The sequence below is a fragment of the Nonomuraea sp. NPDC049646 genome (genome assembly GCF_044465525.1).
Taxonomy (GTDB): domain Bacteria; phylum Actinomycetota; class Actinomycetes; order Streptosporangiales; family Streptosporangiaceae; genus Nonomuraea.
In genome coordinates this window covers 163,398-180,664 of sequence record NZ_JBITLU010000004.1, presented here as the reverse complement: position 1 = coordinate 180,664, position 17,267 = coordinate 163,398, and the positions used below count along the sequence as shown (strand labels likewise).

Below are 17,267 nucleotides of genomic sequence, written 5' to 3'. Positions count from 1 at the left end.
CACCCTCAGCGGCGGAGCCTTCGCCCACGTCTTAACGACGTAGCCATGATTCGAACCTGATCAGTAGCCCCCTGCCCTTCACCTCACATAAGGCCCTAACCAGCCGAGAATCGATCAAGATCGGTTGCTACGCATAGGGGCAGATGATGGTTCCTGCAGCGGCCTGAACCCGCCGCCGAAACTCGGCCAACTGCCCAGAAGGCCCCAACGCGAGGGATGCGGCTCTGCTGGAGTGAGCGGTTCCACGAGCACAGGTAGCGCTGAGCGATCCCGGCCCTCTCGCATCACCGCCTTACAGAAACCAACCCACTCTCGTACGCCGCGATGACCAACTGTGCTCTGTCACGAGCGCCCACCTTCGCGAGCAAGCGGCCGATGTGTGTCTTGATGGTGGCCAAGCTCAACTGCAAATGATCAGCAATCTCCCCGTTGGACAGCCCCCGAGCGATCAACAGCAGCACTTCCCTCTCGCGCTCCGTCACCCTGTCCAACCCCTGTGGCCGCTGCGCCACAGGGGTCTTCGTGAACTCCTCGATCAAGCGTCGCGTCACCGTTGGCGCCAGCAAAGCCTCACCGCTCGCAACCACACGAACAGCGGCGAGCAGGTCAGCAGGCGGCGTGTCCTTGAGTAGAAATCCACTCGCACCGGCCCGCAGCGCATCGTAGACATACGCATCCAGGTCGAACATCGTCACCACGAGCACCCGCGAGACATCCCCGATACGCCGGGTCGCCTCGATGCCATCCATGTGCGGCATGCGTACATCCATCAGCACCACGTCGGGTCGATGCTCCAAGACGACCGCCACTGCTTCAGCACCGGTTGACGCCTCGCCCACCACTGTCATGTCAGGCTCGGAGTCGACGAGCATCGTGAAGCTCCCCCTGAGCAGAGCTTGATCGTCAGCGACGACCACTTTGATCACGAGACCTCCTGATACGGCAGACGCGCGAAGACACGAAACCCTCGTCGGGGCAGACTTGCCGCCTCGAAGACTCCGCCGTACATCATGACCCGCTCCCGCATCCCGATCAGTCCGTGACCCGAGCCCTCCGCGGGCGACACGCGCCTTTCTGGGCCCTCGTCAACCACCTCGATCCGCACCTCGCCCCCGTCCGTTACGACAGAGACCCGACAGCGAGTCGGTGAGGCATGCTTGACCACGTTCGTGAGCGCCTCCTGCACGATGCGATACACGGACAGTTCCACGCCATCGGGCAAACGTCTTGGCTGCGCCGCACCCCCTCCTCGTCGTTCCCCCACTCCATTCGCGGCGACGACTCCTCCGAGCGAGCCTTCATCCGGGGCACGGTCACCGTCCCGCGGCATGGCCTGTTCCCCGTCAAGCGGCCCGCCTGCTTCGCCAGGCTTCCTTCCTGGCCGCCCCCGTGGCGTACCTTCATCCTGACCCCGCAGATCTGGAGTCTCCTGGCCGGCCGCATCTCCGCCGATCCGGAGTTCAAGCTCGACCTCGACCCCAGCTTGCCTGGCCTGCTCCACCAAACCCTCCAGACCCGCGATGCCCGGAACGGGAACAAGATCTGGCAGTCGGGTCGAACGGAGCATGCCTAGAAGATGGCGCATCTCCACCAGAGCACTCCGACTGGCGGTCTCGATCACACGCAAGGCGTCGTGTGCTTCTTCCGGCCTGGTCGCCAGCACATGATTGGCCACGCCGGCCTTGACCGCGATCAATCCCACGCTGTGAGTCACGACGTCGTGCAGTTCCCGCGCGATACGTAACCTTTCCTGCGTCACTGCATGCTCCGCCATTCGCTCGGCCTCACGAGCGGCATACAACCTGCGTTCGCGGACGGCCCGCCCTATGGTCCAGGCTCCGCCGAGCGCCGCGATGCCGACCAGCGGCTGATCGATGTGCACGAGCCAAGCAGGCGTGCCCCCGCGCGGCGCGCCACCTGCGACCACCAGTCCGAACACACTGACCATGCTGACCACGCCGATGGCCGAGGATGGCACCACGGCCCCGAACCTGTCGGACATCGCCACGATATAGATCGCATACGCCGGTGCGATGCAGGCGTATCCCACCACGTCAACTGCAACAGCGAAGACTGCTAGCGTCAGCGTGAAACAGAAGACAGGCACAGGCCACAGCCTTCGCACCGCCAACGGCAGGCCCAGCCCGCACGGGAGGGCGATCTTCAACCACGGCGGCATCCCAGGCGCGGTGACCGCCGCTGTGACGAACACGAACGCGAACCCCAGCCCTGCTACCAGATCGAGCACGATCAGCTGACCGCGGCTCCAACGCCTGGCGAAGAAGGGATGGCTCTCGTTCACGCGTTGAACGGTAGCCTCTCGCCGAGCCGAGCACGTCAGCCCAGGGTCTGACCTTGAAGTTCGAACCGTGGTCTGATGCGCCGCCGGCCCGGCATGCCGCATCTTCTTCAGCGTGATCGAACTTCAGCACCTCACCAAGCGCTACGCCGACACGCTCGCCGTGGATGATCTGTCTTTCAAGGTCGAGCCGGGCCACGTGACGGGCTTCCTCGGCCCCAACGGCGCCGGCAAGTCCACCACGCTGCGCCTGATTCTCGGCCTGGACGCGCCGACCTCGGGTCAGGCTCTGGTCGACGGCCGACGATATGCCTCCTTGCGCAAGCCCATGTTCGAGGTGGGGGCGCTGCTCGACGCGAGCGCGGTCCATGGCGGGCGCAGCGCCTACAACCATCTGCTCTGCCTGGCCGCCACCAACGGCATCGGCGCCACACGCGTGGCCGAGGTGCTTGAGCTGGTCGGATTGGCGAGCGTGGCACGAAAACGCGTGGCCGGCTTCTCCCTCGGCATGAAGCAGCGACTCGGCATCGCCGCTGCGCTGCTCGGCGATCCAGGCGTGTTGCTGTTCGACGAGCCCGTCAACGGCCTCGATCCCGACGGGGTGCGCTGGATCCGCGACCTGATGCGGTCACTGGCCGCCGAGGGCCGGACCGTTCTGCTCTCCAGTCACCTCATGAGCGAGATGGCGTTGACCGCTGAACGCATCGTGATCCTCGGCCGGGGGCGGCTGGTCGCGCACTCCACGGTCGACGAGCTGACCGCGCGCTACCCCTCGCTGGAGGACGCCTACCTGGCTCTGACGGCGAGCAGCGTCCAGTTCGGAGCGGCGAGATGAGGGCGGCGCTGCTGGCCGAATGGCTGAAGCTGCGGTCAGTGACTTCCACCTGGCACGCAATGGGTGCGGCGGCTCTCACGGCGGTGCTCGGCGCGGTCTGGACGCTCTACGTCAGCAACCTCGCCGAAGATCGAGGGACGCTGCAGGCAGCCGCGCCGGAACAGGCATTCCTGCCCCTCCTTCAGATGAGCCTCACCGTGCTCGGCGTGCTGGCGGTCACGTCCGAGTACGCGACGGGGATGATTCGCACCAGCCTTACCGTCGTTCCGCGGCGCAGCGCCTTATTTCTGGCCAAGGCCGTCGTCGTCGGCCTGGCCACGTTGACAGCGGCTCACGTCATCCTTCTGATCACCTATTCGGCGAGCCGTCTGATCGCCCACGACCACCGGCTGGGATTCAACGAGACTTCGCTGGCCGACGACGTGCCGAAGCTGTTGGCCGCGGGAATCTCGGTGGCTGCGCTCGCTCTGGTGGGGCTCGGCCTGGGCATGGCCACGCGGTCGACAGCCGGCGCGCTCATCTCGGTCGTGGCCTTGCTGTTCGTCCTGCCCGGGGTGGTCGTATACCTGCCTTCGCCGTGGAACACGCGCGCCGCATCACTGCTGCTGCCGAACCTGGTTCCCCAACTGGCCGGCGATCGCCTCTCGTCCCGGCTTGGCGACGGCCTTCTCCCGCCTTGGGCCGCGCTGCTGGTCCTCCTGGCTTACCCGGTGGTCGCGCTCGTTGCCGGTTTCATCTCGCTCAAGCGGAGGGACGTATGAGTGTTCTGGCCTCAGAGTGGCTGAAGGTCCGTTCGGTCCGCTCTTCCTATCTCATCGTCGGCATCAGTCTCGGCACGATCCTTCTGGGCCTTGCCTTGGCCTCCATGGCAGCCGGCATGTACGACGACGCCCCCGTGGAGCAGCGTCCGACTGCTCGGATAGCGGATCTGGAGGAGGTTCTGGTGATCGTCCCGCAGCTTTGCATGGGCGTCCTGGCCACCTTGGCCGTCACCTCTGAATACGCCACCGGGTTGATCAGGACGAGCCTGACGGTCGTCCCCCGTAGATGGCCGCTTCTCGCTGCGAAGGCCGCCGTGGTCGGAGTGTTGAGCCTGGTCATCGGTCCGGTGGCGGTGTTCGGGACGTATTTCGTCTCGCGTTGGGTGCTTGGCGACCGATTCTCCGGCGTCTATCTGACCTCGTTCGCGGACAAGCTCCCGCTCCTGCTCGTCACCAGTTCCACGGTGGTCGTGTTCGCGCTGCTTGGCTTGGGATTGGGCGCGCTTCTGCGTTCCGCCACCGGCGCGATCGCCTTGTTGGTGGGTCTGATTTACGTGATTCCGATCGTCGTGGGCAACATCCCGGAGCCCTGGAGTGAACGGCTGGGCTCGATCATGATCGGTGCACTTCCCCGCGAGATCACCGGCGACATCATCACCACGTCGGTGTACGGGTCACTTCTGTCTCCGCCTGCCGCCGCCACCGTGCTGGTGTCGTACGCGCTTCTTCCCCTGCTGGCCGCCAGCTGGCTCATGCGCAGGAGGGACGCTTGAAATGCCCACTTCATGGACCTTGTTGCGGTGCATCCTCTGCCGTCTCGTTCCGCGACTGCGGGTACGGCAGGCTCAGGTGCCTGCCGTACCGCTCAGTGACTCAGACTTCGAGCACGACAGGAATGATCATGGGTCGGCGACGGTAAGTGTCGCTGACCCAACGGCCGACCGTGCGGCGCACGACCCGGCGGATCTCCTGCATGTCGACCACGCCATCCGCGGCCTTGTCCTGAAGAGCTCTTTCGATCTGCGGAATGAACTCCTCGAACTGCGCCGGATCAATGCCGGAGCCTCGTGCGTGGATCTCGGGGCCGGCGGTGAGCTTGCCGGTGGCGGAGTCGACCACGACGACCACCGAGATGAACCCTTCGTCCCCGAGAATCCTGCGGTCCTTCAGCGAGGTGTCAGTGATCTCGCCCACCGAGGTGCCGTCGACATAGACGTACCCGGCGTGAACCGCTCCCACGATCTTCGCTCTGCCGTCGACCAGGTCCACCACGACGCCGTCCTCGGCGATCACGATGTGGTCGTCGGGAACACCGGTGAGTGCGGCGAGCTTGGCGTGCGCCCGCAGATGCCGCCATTCGCCGTGAACCGGCATGAAGTTCGAGGGTCGAGTCAGGTTGAGGACATAGAGGAGCTCGCCTGCGGCCGCGTGGCCGGAGACGTGCACCTTGGCGTTGCCCTTGTGCACGACCCGAGCGCCCCACCTGGTGAGCCCGTTGATCACCTTGTTGACCGCGGTCTCGTTCCCCGGCACCAGCGACGATGCCAGCAACACGGTGTCACCCTCGGCGATGCGGATCGGATGATCGCGATTGGCCATCCGCGACAGCGCCGCCATGGGCTCGCCCTGGGAGCCGGTGCAGACGAGCACCACATCTTCCGGCGGCCACTGCTCGATGTCGCGCGAGTCGACGATCAACTCCGGCGGCACCTTGAGGTAGCCCAGATCACGAGCCACACCCATGTTCCGGACCATCGATCGGCCCACCAGGGCGACCTTGCGGCCGTGCCTGGCCGCGGCATCCATCACCTGCTGGATGCGGTGCACGTGCGAGGCGAAGCTCGCCACGATCACGCGCTGCTCGGAGGTGCGGATCACCTCGTCGATGACCGGCCCGATCTCCCGCTCACTGGTGACGAAGCCCGGCACCTCGGCGTTGGTGGAGTCCGACATCAGCAGATCGACGCCTTCGGTACCGAGCCTGGCGAAGCCGCCGAGGTCGGTGAGCCGGCCGTCGCTCGGCAACTGGTCCATGCGGAAGTCGCCGGTGTGCAGCACGATGCCGGCGGGCGTCCTGATCGCCACGGCCAGCGCGTCGGGGATCGAGTGGTTCACCGCGAGGAACTCGCAGTCGAAGGGCCCGAAAACGTGCCGTTCGCCCTCGACGACCTCGACCTTGGTCGGCTGGATCCGGTGTTCCGTCAGCTTGGCCTCGATCAGGGCCAAGGTGAGCTTGGATCCGATGAGCGGAATATTGCGCCGCTCGCGCAGAAGGTAAGGCACCGCCCCGATGTGGTCCTCGTGGGCGTGGGTCAGCACGACGGCTTCGATGTCGTCGAGCCTGTCCCTGATGTACTCGAAGTCGGGCAGGATCAGATCGACGCCCGGCTGATCGGGCTCGGGGAACAACACCCCGCAGTCGACGATCAGCAGCCGGCCGTCGTATTCGAAGACGGCCATGTTCCTGCCGATCTCCCCCAACCCGCCGAGCGCGACGATGCGCAGGCCGCCGTAAGGCAGCTCCGGCGGGGGGCCAAGCTCAGGATGCGGATGGCTCATGCCCGGCCCCCATGGTCAAATCGTGTTCTCAAAACTCCCGGTTCCTCCCCGTTCCTATGCGTCTGTCAACTTCACCCCGCCGGCTACCAGGCAAGCACGCAGCTCGGCGATTTGCTTCTCTGTCGCGGCCACGAGCGGCAGACGTACCGGTCCCACCGGCACACCCACCAAGCTCAGCGCCGCCTTTGCCATGATCGCGCCACCGGCCTTCAGCATGATCCCGTCCACTACAGGGGCCACCTGGCCGTGTACCTCCAGCGCTTGCTTCACGTCACCGCTCTTGTGCAACTCGATCATGCGAGCCAGTTCAGAGCCAACGACATGTCCGACGACGCTGACGAACCCTGCGGCGCCGAGCGACAGCCAGGCGAGGTTGAGCAGGTCGTCGCCGGAGTAGAAGACGAGATCGGTCGCCGTCATGACCTGGCTCGCGGCGAACAGGTCGCCCTTTGCGTCCTTCACGGCGACGATACGGTCGTGCTGCGCCAGACGGATCAACGTCTCGGTCTTGATCGGCACGCCGCTGCGCCCAGGGATGTCGTAGAGCATCACCGGCAGCTCGGTGGCGTCGGCCACGAGGGTGAAGTGCTGATAGAGCCCCTCTTGCGGGGGCTTGCTGTAGTAGGGAGTCACCACCAGCAGCCCGTGGGCGCCCACCTCCGCCGCCTGCTTCGCGAGCTTGACGGTGTGGCGTGTGTCATTCGTCCCCACTCCCGCCACTACGGCGGCGCGGTCGCCAACGGCCTCAAGGACGGCGCTGACGATCCGTCGCTTCTCATCGTCCGAGGTGGTGGGCGACTCGCCTGTCGTCCCATTGACGATCAGGCCATCGTTGCGCTGCTCGTCCACCAGGTAGGTGGCAAGGCGTCGTACGCCTTCGTAGTCGACGTCGCCGTCAGAGGTGAACGGCGTGACCATCGCGGTCAGCATGCGACCGAAGGGCGCTTCGGCGGTTCCAGTTGGCGATGCCATAGTGCGAACGCTACCTGGATTCGGAAAAACGTTGGACGTCGCCACCCCGCTTTGCCTGCCGGACGCAGCCATTTGCCCTCATTCGCAGGCATTTGGAGGAGCAAGGTGACAAGGATCATCGCATGGGGTAACCCGATCTACTCCGCTCGCGATCACCTCACCGGCAGCCGAGTCCCCATCATGTCCGCCCGCACCTACCTTTCCCCGGGCGGGGCCGCAGAAGGAAGATCAGCCACCCTCCGGCGCCCTCTACCGGGACAGTTCGATCTGGTACCTGATGAAACCCCTGTTCTCGGCCACCTTGTCATAGAGGCGGCGCGCGGTGGTGTTCGATTCGTGGGTGTTCCAGTAGACACGGGAGCAGCCGCCATCCCGAGCCCAGTCCGCGACAGCCTCGATCAGTTTGCGTCCCACCCCCTTGCCCCGGACATCGGGAGCCGTGAACAGGTCCTGGAGATAGCAGACGTCGGCGTCAGGGGCCGAGGTGCTGGCATGGACCAGGAAGTGGGTGATGCCGACGAGCCGCCCGTCCAGTCTCGCGCCGAAGGCGTGCATCCGAGCGTCTGCCTGGAACTCCTGCCAGGCCCGTCCGTACATCTCGTCGGGTTCGACTCGCTGGTAGAAGTCGATGTACGCCCGGAACAAGCTCTCCCACGCATCCCGGTCGGACGGCATGAGCTTGCCGATGCTGATCACATGGTCTCCTTACGGGCACGGCCTCAGACAGCCGGGACCACGGGATGAACCGGGTCGGCAACCAAGACAAGGGCGGACGTTCACAACGTAAGGAGAAGGTGGCCCTCTACGGCACAGCCACTTCTTTGGGATATCAGAAGACCACTCTTCCTGATGTCACCTCACCCCCAGGGGTATGCGCCACAAGAGTCCAGTCGCTGTCGGCCAGACACCAAATTAGAGAGCCTTCGGCGCTGAACCGCTGCACAACCCCTCGGTGAGAGCAATGAGGCGCTGGGAAGCCTGCCGCGCGACAGTCCATGTCGGTGCTGACGGCTCTACAGGCGCCGATGGCCCCGCGATTGCTGCTGATGACCTTCCGGTGTTGATGACCTTCCGTGGTATTGGCAGCCCTGCGGGCATATTGATGGCCCTGCGCGTGCCAGCGGCTGGTGCTGGCAACCTTGCGTGTGCCGATGGTGGCCGGCACTGAGGGCCCGGGGGTACCGACGGCGGCCGATACTGACCGTCCGGCGGTTACCGTGCGCCCTGAGGGTGTGAGCGCTCTCCTCGGCTGCTCGCTCGGCCGGTGGGTACCAGAGCTGAGACTCCTGCCGGGGGCCGATCGCGCGTACCCCTCCCGCCCGTCACTCTCCGCGTTGGCGGGCGCGCGTGGCCGTGGCCGTCATGCGGTCGCGGGCGAGGACAGGGCAGCTGGGTGCTGTGCCCCGTTCCCATCCAGCAGGTTCTGCTCTCAGCGTTCCGCTGTCGCACGTCCCGGACCGTCCATCCGGCTAACGGTTGGGACATGTCATGGAAAGACAGGAAGCGGAGCTAGACGTACTGAATGAGCTGCGCGAGCATGCCTCGACGGCCGCATCTGAGGGCGCGCATTGGAAGAGGCCGCCGATATGTGCTCGGGGGTACACACATCGACGACCTCTACCGGAGAATCGGTGTCCCTTACATCAGCGTTACAGGGTTTCTCCGATAATTTTTCGCCATCGCAAAGTTGGGGCTCCAGCAGTCATCGATGACGGTCGGTTACCTGTCGAATACGGCAACATGGGGCAACGCCTCACACGAACCCCCAGGGATGGACTAGTGGCCACCTCAGATCCGGTCTACCTGCGTGTCGTCGAAGACATCCGGCGGCAGATCCTCGACGGCACCCTCCCCCCAGGCGCGCCCATTCCCTCACGGGCGCAACTGACCCGTAAGTATCAGGTCGGCGAGACCGCTGCCCGTCATGCTCTACGCGTCCTCGCGGGCGAGGGTCTCATCATCGGACGTGTCGGTTCAGGCCATTACGTCAGGGACCGGCCAAATTTGACCCCCTTGCATCGATGGCGCTTCCTGGACCATCCGGCGCCGTTCGCGTCCGACCTGCAGTCCCAGGGCAGGCGCGTGACGTGGGATTGGCACAGCGAACCGGCCGACGCCAGCCCCGACATCGCCAGACGTCTACGCATCGACGAGCATTCCACGCTGACCAGAACGAACTACGTCTTTCGCGGCGACGGCAAGCCGATCCAACTTGTCACCGCCTATGAGCCGATGGCGTTCGTCGCCCACACTGAGGAGGAACGCCGTAGCTTGGTCGCGAGAATGTACGCGCACGGCATAAAGATCACCGAGGTCGTCGAGAGCATCCACACCCGGGTGCCTCAGCCGGCCGAGAGCGATGCGCTCGATCTGGCGGCAGGGGTTCACGTTCTGCATGTCGAACGTACGCACTGGGCCGGCGAACGTCCTGTCGAAACGAGCGACATCGTCATTCCGGGCGATCGCTTCAGAGTGATGTACAGCATGCCCGTCTGACCGGTTCAGGGCTCCGGGTGGCGCCGCACCTCGCTGCCTGGAGCCTCACAGAGGCTCTCAGGCAGCGGCACCTCGAAGAACCGAAGGACCACGGGCCGGATCCCATCCGACCATTGATCGACCGGAGGGCGCGGTAAGACTCGGCCTGCCCCATCACCCTCGCGAAGTCCCACATGTGGACAGGCTCACCAGTCGTAGATGAAGTCGGGCCATCTGTCGTTGATGGCGCCTTGCGCCTGCGAGCGAGAAACGCCTCACTGCTTGATTCGTCAGTGGTCAGTGTCCCGCACACCCCTCGGGAGCGGGACGTGATCAGCCGCACGCGAATAACCTGGCGACGTCGGTGGTCATCCTCGCGATAATGGCCGACGTGGAGCAGATCGAGGTCGTCGTCGCGCACAACGAGCGCGCGACCCTGCGTGCCGGTGACGTGTTTCTGAAGATCGACGCCGATCAGTCGCGCACTGACGTCGAGGTCGAAGCAATGGCCATGGCGCCGATCCCGACCCCGGAGGTTCTGTGGCGCAAACCGCCCGTGCTCGCGCTCGCCGCTGTTCCGGGGACGGCACTCGGTCGTCTGGGCGAGCCGTCTGCCGCGTCGCCGGCGGCGTGGGCCGCGGTGGGTGCCGCCGTGCGGATGCTGCACGATGCGCCCCTGCCGCCATGGCCTGGCCAGAGCCTGGATGAGGTCACATCGCGTCTTGACGCCGAATGCGAGTGGCTCGTCACGAATGGCGTCCTTCCGGCCGACCTGGTCGCACGTAATCGCGAGGTCGCCGCGACTGCGCTCCGGTCGTGGAAACCGGTGTTCACGCACGGCGATCTGCAGATCACGCACGTGTTCGTCGACAGTGACGAGGTCACCGGCGTGATCGACTGGTCCGAGGCGGGTCAGGGCGATGCGCTGTTCGACCTCGCCATCCTGACGCTCGGACATGAGGAGCGCCTGGGCGACCTGATCGCCGGCTACGGGGCCGATGTGGACCTGGACGTGATCCGCGGGTGGTGGTCCTCGCGAAGCTTGATGGCGATCAGATGGCTTATCGAGCACGGCTTCGACCCGTTTGCGCCAGGCTGCGAGGTCGACGCACTGAAGGCCCGGATGTGAGCTGGACGAGCTGATGGCCAGGAGCGCCGTTCTGTCGCGTCGGCGAGGCATATCTGCAAGTACGTCGCCCTCCGGGCCGACGATGTGACGGCCTCGAAGACCGCTACCAGGCGGTCAACGACATGGGGCTGCCGAAACACGACTCGAGGCGACAATGCGCCCCCGACGGCCGACAGCGGGGTCGCCAACATGCCCGGAACGGAGCTATTCGTATGGCTCGCGCTTGGCGGGATCTCCGAATCGACGCTAGTGAGCCGCGCTGCCCCGTATCGGAGTTAGCATGATGATCATCACTTCGGCGAGTGGGTCTTCAACGAAGCCACCAATACAGCCCTTGGGACCACGGGCCGGATGACGAAAAGTAGCTGCTCCGAATACCGGCCAGGTTTTCTGGCATGTCGTTGGATGCCCGAGCATTCTGTCACCCTTTCGGGCAAACAGGAGCGGCCGAGAGCTGCGGTAGATCGCAAGCGGCACTGCCGGGCGCCCCGGACACGCACCTTGAGCGCCCCCACCATCAATGGGCCAACATCGACGCCGGTCAAACGGGTGCTCCAACTGGTGGCCATACAGCAGTTAGAGAACAGTCCTCCCATTATGCCGCGTAAGATCGCTCGCTGACCGGCCAGACTCGCGTTACAGCATTGCACAGGCGGCCATTTGTCGCATTCGCGGCTTGCGGTTGTCGCCGACGTAACTCAAGGGCGACATTTGCGCCCAGTGCATCCTTTATCGATCTGGAATTCGGAGCCTGAGATTGTCGGTCCTCGTTGATAGAACGGGTGCGGAGGTTGCGAATGCGAGTCAAAGATCTGTACGAGCGCGATCGGCCGCGCGAAAGGCTCATGTCGAGCGGCGCGGCGGTGCTTGCCGACCGGGAGTTGCTGGCCGTTCTGCTCGGCTCCGGCTTCCGCGGGGCGAGCGCGCTGGAGCTAGCCAGTCAAGTCATCGAACACTGCGGCGATCTCGATGCGCTCGGGCGCGCCGATCCGCACCGCCTGCTGCGACTGCGAGGCATAGGGCCGGCCAAGGCCGCGCGCGTGGCGGCGGCCTTTCATCTCGTACGGCGTGCGGCGTCGGAGCCTGCGCGGATGCGTATCGCCAGCACATCCGACCTGGCGGAGGTCTGTGCCCCCTTACTGCGTGGCCTAGGGCATGAGCGCTTCGTCGTGGTGGTGTGTGACACGCGGGGTGGCGTGCTGAAACGTTCGGTGCTGACGGAGGGCGGCGCCGATCATACGACGGTGCCCGTGCGGGAGACGATCTCCCTTGTGCTCGCCACCGGTGGCGCCATGTTCGGCGTTGCCCACAATCACCCTGGAGGTTCTCTAGATCCGAGCGAGGACGATCTGGAAGTCACGGCCCGCCTCGCCGAGGCCGCCCGGACAGTGGGACTGCGCCTCCTCGACCATCTCATCATCACGGATGCGGCTTGGAGGCGGATCTCCATATGAATCATCTTCATCCAGAGCCTCGACAGACGTTGGAACGCGGGGCCCAAAAGGAACCTTCCTCCGATAGCGCCGAACAGGAGAAGCGCATGAGGCAGTCATGAGAGCCTAATGGCACGAGTTGAGGCCGTAATGGACGTCGGTTGGCCAACAGACTCGTCCAAGCGTGGTCCCGGGCATCCGAGATAGCACGGGACCATGCTTTCTTCCTCGCGGATGTTTTGGTGGGGCGAGAGGTCGGCGGCAAGATCGGACCGCGGGCTCTGAATTCTCTCGATGGCTGGCAGCACACGCAAGCCTGCGACCGCGCCCGCCCACCCGCACACCTACCCGCCAAGGAAGTCTGACACGGTGACGCCGAGGCAAATCGCATATCCGATGCTCACGGCTTGGCTACCCAAGAGGACATTAGGCTAGATTGTCTATTGTCCCCGAATAAGCGACTCTTCGCGTGTCAGATTACTGTTGAGTGTAAGACGGCAGTCATGTGGAATAGTCGTTAGCGGCCTACCGTTCTCGTCGTGGCGCTCGAGAATTTTGGCCAATCCTTGCCGATCTGCTGCGCGGGCCATGACGAAGAAGGCATACTGGGTTCTGCGGCCATTGCAGGCCTCCTTCACCCCTTGAATCGTTGCTATTCGAAGGAGACTTGCGATGGCCGTCCTTATTGTCCTGGTGACGAGGCTGAAAGCGGAAAACAGTCGAGGATAGGGATAAATGCGCCATACGGACCTGACGAATGCTGAGTGGGAACGGCTGGTGCCGTTGCTGCCTGACGGCGACGTTCGACGCCGGCGGCACGGAGACCAGCGGATGCTGATCAACGGAGTGCTGTATCAGGCGCGAACCGGGTCGCCTTGGCGCAATCTCCCGGATCGGTTCGGTTGCTGGATCACGGTCTACAAATGGCAGCGCCGCTGGGCGGTGGACGGGACCTGGGGGCGTCTGCTCAAGGATGTGCAGGCCGCGCAAGGCATCGACGGGCACTTGAACAGCGATGTTGTGGTGCATCCTGGCGCTGTCATGACTTACGACATCGGGCCGCTGGCTGGGGCGGCTCGGGAGGCGGGGGCCGGATCGGTACAGCAGAAAGATCCGGTGTTGGCGAGCCTGGAACTCCGGCTGACCGAGGTGATCAAGATGGGGAGACGTAAGGGTTGAAGTGAGGGCGCTGGCGTTGGCAGGTGCCTGTTGGTTGTTTGGGTAGGTGCCTGCCATCCCGAATTGATCGGCCATGGGGTCCAGAAGCCGCGGGAGACGCGGTGTGGCGCTTCATTTATGGGATCCATCGGGCCCATGGGCAAGCATCAACCGGCAGGCCGATCAGCGTCTCTCGTTACGCGGCTGGACGACAGGTGGGACTTTCCTGATGTTGTCCGTTGCAGATCGCTCTGCGGCCAATGGCGGGGATTCGGCAAGGATCTCGCTTGTGCGGTCGATGACTCGGCCGCTGCGGGGGCCGGGTGTTGCCGGGGTGGCGGCTGTGTCGACGCTCTCGGTGACCGCCTGCGGGCTGCGTTGTCGTTGAGTTGGGGCCGCTGTTGCCAGTGGGCCTTGTCGCGGTGTCGCCGGGGATCGGCGGCGTGGATCCAGATGCCAGTCTGCGCTGTACGGGGCAGTCATGATCTAGAACGTTGCCTTCGAGGTGCATCGACTCGTGCGATCACGGTCGACTCCGCTCGGAACTTGGCTGGTCTGGGCGAGCGAGCTTGTCTTCCTGCCGACAGGTGACGCCCATGCGGACAAGGGGCGCCGCGGGTGCGGTGGGTGGCCTGCGCGCCTTGGACCGGACTTGGAGCGCTGAGTGGGAGCGGGTCAGCCGGAGTCGACGAGGTGACGGGAGGTCGCGTGACGTCCTGGTACACGGTCGATTTGTGTGCAAGGCGGATCATGAGGTGTGTGGCAATTCGGACGAGCCGAGCTACGGTCGCCGGCCCGCCGCCTATTACGAACGGCCCCCTGTACGTTGGGACGTGAGCCTGTCAGCAGGGTGTGACGCCCGCGCGTTCAGTTAGTTCTGCGGTCACTGGTTTCGGGGGGCTGCCATCTCGTATCCGGCTTCTGGTCAGGAATTACCTGGCTTTTTGGACTATATGCCAGATGATGACAGGACACGACGGCGCCGCGTTCGCACCTCTGCTGCTTCTACAGCCGGGCGAGTGACGCATAACGATTGCCCACCGCCTCATTTGAGCGCTCAGGCTTCTTGCCTTGGTGGACTTATTTCCCCCGACAAGCCGGGCGGATGTGGACGTTCACAGGGAAAGCCCGGGTGGGCGGAGGAAGAAAACCACTCCGGGGTGCTTGTCGGGGATCGCTTTAGGTAGAGACGTCTTGCCAATATGTGCTCGCAGCAAGTGGGGGCCGGCCGCTGTGGGCGGGCTCCCTCGTCGTCCACTGGTTAGGGGTAGGGGTACGTGAACGTTGAGGTGGAGATCCTCGATCTACAACTCCGTCTGCAGGCGCTGGAGGCTCGCTCGTGCACGGGTGGGCGTGATGCGGTGTTGGCAGGGCTGGCTACGGCCAGGGCGGAGATCGTCGAGGTTCGCTCAGGGGTCGGCCGGGACTTTGAGATCCTCAACTTCGAGATCACGCGCCTTCGGGAACGGTTCGACGAGAGCTGCAAGGCCAGCCTGGCGGAGACGATGACGATGCTTGAGGGGCTACGGTTCCAGCTCGATGATCTCGGGCTCAGACTGGATCGCCTGTTGGCGAAAGATGATTTCTGAGCGGCCTTGAGCCCCCGGTCTAGGTCGTGGGCTCATTGTTGAGGTTACTCGACGGCTCCAACATTTGATGGCGATGATGCTGGAGGTCGGTTTCAGAGTTGGTTCGAGTTAATCGGTGAGGAGTAGCGGCGGCATCGGAAATGGTGACGGCCATCCCGTACTCCTTCTAGGGCCTGTCCGAGAACGAAGGAGCCAACGTGATGGCCGCGAGGTACAGTGTGCCGCCTTCGAGGTGGCATGCAAAGCCGTTCTGGAACTGTGGCTCCTACTTCTCTCTTCTCGGCCTGGCTTCGGGCGGAAAGCCAACGCGTCCTTCTTAGTTGGGAAAATGGGGTGTCAGTGACAGCTCGTTGGTGACATCGCGTTACGGGGGCCGGGGCTGCCGAGCCTTTCTCAGAATGGCGCATCTAGTGCAGGCCAAAGGGTTTCGGCAAGCCCGGGTAAGCGATCTGTGAGCTTCCGGGGTGCCGCCATCGTCGTTAGCCGGCCACTCAGGCGCCCGTACGTATGTAGAGAGTTTTCGTTTCGCGAGACGAATGGGGTCTTACAGGGGCGGGTCGACCCGGGGCCGCAGCGCCGCGTTTGAGCGGCGCGGGGAGCTTGAGGGTGTGTTCGGACGGGAGGGCGGTTCTGTCGGGCTCTCCCGATAGCCTGCTTCAGGCGGTCGAACAACGCGGGGTTCGTGCTGCGGCAGGTAGAGGCTCAGAGGCGGGGGTTCGTCTATGGCCTGGGGGATGAGCCGATGTTCGCTGCTGGTCTGATAGGCGCCCGGTTTATCGGGCGTTGCCGCTCAGGAGGTTGTCCCAGAGCAGCATGGTCCTGCGAACAGAGCATCGGAAGCTCTCCTCCAAGAGGAGGCTCCTGCCGTTCTCCCGGATTCGGCGGATGAAGCGCTGCCCTCCGACTTGGCAGAGTTCGTAGATCGTGGGCCCGCAGTGGCAGGTGTATGCCCGGACCCGTACGCGTTCGTAGGGGGAGCGTGTGGGATACCAGCGGATGGCTGTGCGGCCTGGGCGGGGTTCTGGGAGGTGGATGCCGATGCAGTGTTCGTAGTCCAGGGGGAGTACGGCCATGAATGGAGAGTACGTCTGGTTGTATCCGCTCGTCTATTCGGAAAGATGACTCTGCCTGACCAGGCAGGAGGATATGGGAGGGCTCGTACACCTTCGTCTATGTTGCCGGTGTGCTGGACTACGACGGCGACACCCACATCTACGTACAGATCGCGGAAATCCTTCGGCGGCGGGTCGAGGGGCTCGCGTCCGGGCATCCCGTGCCGAGTGAGGCCGACATTCAGCACGAGTTCGGGGTCGCGCGGACGACGGCCCGCCGGGCCATCCACGTGTTGCGCGAGGAAGGGCTCATCTACACGGTCCAGGGCGAGGGAACGTTCGTCGGTGCACCTGATGAAGCGCCGCGTAAGCAGCGGAAAGTGCCGCTCTATCGGCAGATCGCTTCTGATGTGGCCAAGCAGATCAGGGCGGGGCACTTCCAGCCCAAGCGCGCGATTCCGGGCGAGACTGCGTTGGTTCAGCAGTACGACGTGGCGCGGGAGACGGTGCGGCGGGCCATGGCGTTGTTGCGGGAGCAAGGGTGGATCTACACCGTGCCGCAGCGTGGGAGTTACGTGTCGCCGGAAGAGTCGTGGCCCCAGGATTGAGATTCACTCATCTGCTTGTATCCAGACGTCTAAGGTATGAGCATGCTCGACCGAGACGGCCCTGTGCCGATCTATGTGCAGATTGCCGAGATGATCGAGGGCCAGATTCTGAGGGGTGAGCTGCTGGCCGGCGAGGCGGTGATGAGCGAGCTGGCCATGGAGGCCGAGTTCGACGTGGCGCGGTCAACCGTCCGGAACGTGGTGCGGGAGCTGCGTCGGCGGCAGCTCGTGCACACGGTGAGGGGGAAGGGGACGTTCGTCGGGGTCGCAACGGATGGGTTGTTGGACGACGGCACAGGGGACGACGGCACAGGGGACGACGGCACAGGGGACGACGGCACAGGGGACGACGGCACAGGGGACGACGGCACAGGGGACGACGGCACAGGGGACGACG

14 protein-coding genes and 1 pseudogene are annotated in these 17,267 nt (G+C 64.5%); 10 read left to right on the top strand and 5 right to left on the bottom strand.

The window, feature by feature from the left end:
- Window positions 1-284: 284 nt before the first annotated feature.
- Complete coding sequence (locus ACIBQ8_RS13345) at window positions 285-926, bottom strand: response regulator (protein ID WP_397192028.1); 642 nt, start codon at window positions 924-926, stop codon at window positions 285-287.
- Window positions 923-2,302 (bottom strand): sensor histidine kinase, encoded by a 1,380-nt coding sequence (locus ACIBQ8_RS13340; protein ID WP_397192027.1) that lies wholly within the window; start codon window positions 2,300-2,302, stop codon window positions 923-925. The genes ACIBQ8_RS13345 and ACIBQ8_RS13340 overlap by 4 nt, the downstream gene beginning before the upstream one ends.
- Window positions 2,303-2,414: 112 nt before the next feature.
- Between ACIBQ8_RS13340 and ACIBQ8_RS13335 the strand changes: the two are divergent.
- The 3 genes and pseudogenes from ACIBQ8_RS13335 to ACIBQ8_RS13325 all read left to right on the top strand — a co-directional run.
- Window positions 2,415-3,068: pseudogene (locus ACIBQ8_RS13335) on the top strand (ABC transporter ATP-binding protein); the annotation flags it as partial.
- A 62-nt stretch (window positions 3,069-3,130) separates the two neighbouring features.
- Window positions 3,131-3,895: an ABC transporter permease gene (locus ACIBQ8_RS13330; RefSeq protein WP_397180167.1), complete on the top strand. Its 765-nt coding sequence runs from the start codon at window positions 3,131-3,133 to the stop codon at window positions 3,893-3,895.
- A complete protein-coding gene (locus tag ACIBQ8_RS13325) occupies window positions 3,892-4,668 on the top strand; it encodes an ABC transporter permease subunit (RefSeq protein ID WP_397192026.1) in 777 nt (258 codons plus the stop codon). Before ACIBQ8_RS13330 ends, ACIBQ8_RS13325 begins: the two co-directional genes overlap by 4 nt.
- A gap of 100 nt (window positions 4,669-4,768) precedes the next feature.
- Here ACIBQ8_RS13325 and ACIBQ8_RS13320 read toward each other — a convergent pair whose 3' ends face one another.
- The 3 genes from ACIBQ8_RS13320 to ACIBQ8_RS13310 form a co-directional block, all read right to left on the bottom strand.
- Window positions 4,769-6,454, bottom strand: coding sequence for a ribonuclease J (locus ACIBQ8_RS13320; RefSeq protein ID WP_397180169.1), 1,686 nt, complete (start codon window positions 6,452-6,454; stop codon window positions 4,769-4,771).
- A 54-nt stretch (window positions 6,455-6,508) separates the two neighbouring features.
- Window positions 6,509-7,426 (bottom strand): 4-hydroxy-tetrahydrodipicolinate synthase, encoded by a 918-nt coding sequence (gene dapA, locus ACIBQ8_RS13315; RefSeq protein WP_352352356.1) that lies wholly within the window; start codon window positions 7,424-7,426, stop codon window positions 6,509-6,511.
- Between the two features lie 249 nt (window positions 7,427-7,675).
- Window positions 7,676-8,122 carry a GNAT family N-acetyltransferase gene (locus tag ACIBQ8_RS13310; RefSeq protein ID WP_397192025.1) on the bottom strand — a complete coding sequence of 149 codons (447 nt, stop codon included), beginning with the start codon at window positions 8,120-8,122 and terminating at the stop codon, window positions 7,676-7,678.
- A gap of 1,083 nt (window positions 8,123-9,205) precedes the next feature.
- On the opposite strand from ACIBQ8_RS13310, the gene ACIBQ8_RS13305 reads away from it, so the two are divergent.
- From ACIBQ8_RS13305 to ACIBQ8_RS13275, 7 genes are all read left to right on the top strand, one after another.
- Complete coding sequence (locus ACIBQ8_RS13305) at window positions 9,206-9,922, top strand: GntR family transcriptional regulator (RefSeq protein ID WP_397179703.1); 717 nt, start codon at window positions 9,206-9,208, stop codon at window positions 9,920-9,922.
- A 361-nt stretch (window positions 9,923-10,283) separates the two neighbouring features.
- Window positions 10,284-11,030 carry a phosphotransferase family protein gene (locus ACIBQ8_RS13300; RefSeq protein ID WP_397192024.1) on the top strand — a complete coding sequence of 249 codons (747 nt, stop codon included), beginning with the start codon at window positions 10,284-10,286 and terminating at the stop codon, window positions 11,028-11,030.
- A gap of 797 nt (window positions 11,031-11,827) precedes the next feature.
- Complete coding sequence (locus tag ACIBQ8_RS13295; protein ID WP_397179701.1) at window positions 11,828-12,484, top strand: RadC family protein; 657 nt, start codon at window positions 11,828-11,830, stop codon at window positions 12,482-12,484.
- 714 nt (window positions 12,485-13,198) lie between these two features.
- Window positions 13,199-13,642: a transposase gene (locus ACIBQ8_RS13290; RefSeq protein WP_397179700.1), complete on the top strand. Its 444-nt coding sequence runs from the start codon at window positions 13,199-13,201 to the stop codon at window positions 13,640-13,642.
- Window positions 13,643-14,898: 1,256 nt separating this feature from the next.
- Complete coding sequence (locus tag ACIBQ8_RS13285) at window positions 14,899-15,210, top strand: hypothetical protein (protein ID WP_397192023.1); 312 nt, start codon at window positions 14,899-14,901, stop codon at window positions 15,208-15,210.
- A gap of 1,183 nt (window positions 15,211-16,393) precedes the next feature.
- A complete protein-coding gene (locus tag ACIBQ8_RS13280; RefSeq protein WP_397192022.1) occupies window positions 16,394-16,870 on the top strand; it encodes a GntR family transcriptional regulator in 477 nt (158 codons plus the stop codon).
- Between the two features lie 42 nt (window positions 16,871-16,912).
- The coding region (locus ACIBQ8_RS13275) for a GntR family transcriptional regulator (protein WP_397192021.1) at window positions 16,913-17,267 on the top strand (355 nt) is incomplete at its 3' end.

What these genes read in the sequence shown, in the direction of transcription:
- ACIBQ8_RS13330 (WP_397180167.1), top strand. Translation starts at nt 3,131, where the DNA reads ATGAGGGCGGCGCTGCTGGCCGAATGGCTGAAGCTGCGGTCAGTGACT.
- ACIBQ8_RS13325 (WP_397192026.1), top strand. Translation starts at nt 3,892, where the DNA reads ATGAGTGTTCTGGCCTCAGAGTGGCTGAAGGTCCGTTCGGTCCGCTCT.
- ACIBQ8_RS13320 (WP_397180169.1), bottom strand. Translation starts at nt 6,454, where the DNA reads ATGAGCCATCCGCATCCTGAGCTTGGCCCCCCGCCGGAGCTGCCTTAC.
- dapA (WP_352352356.1), bottom strand. Translation starts at nt 7,426, where the DNA reads ATGGCATCGCCAACTGGAACCGCCGAAGCGCCCTTCGGTCGCATGCTG.
- ACIBQ8_RS13300 (WP_397192024.1), top strand. Translation starts at nt 10,284, where the DNA reads ATGGCCGACGTGGAGCAGATCGAGGTCGTCGTCGCGCACAACGAGCGC.
- ACIBQ8_RS13295 (WP_397179701.1), top strand. Translation starts at nt 11,828, where the DNA reads ATGCGAGTCAAAGATCTGTACGAGCGCGATCGGCCGCGCGAAAGGCTC.
- ACIBQ8_RS13290 (WP_397179700.1), top strand. Translation starts at nt 13,199, where the DNA reads ATGCGCCATACGGACCTGACGAATGCTGAGTGGGAACGGCTGGTGCCG.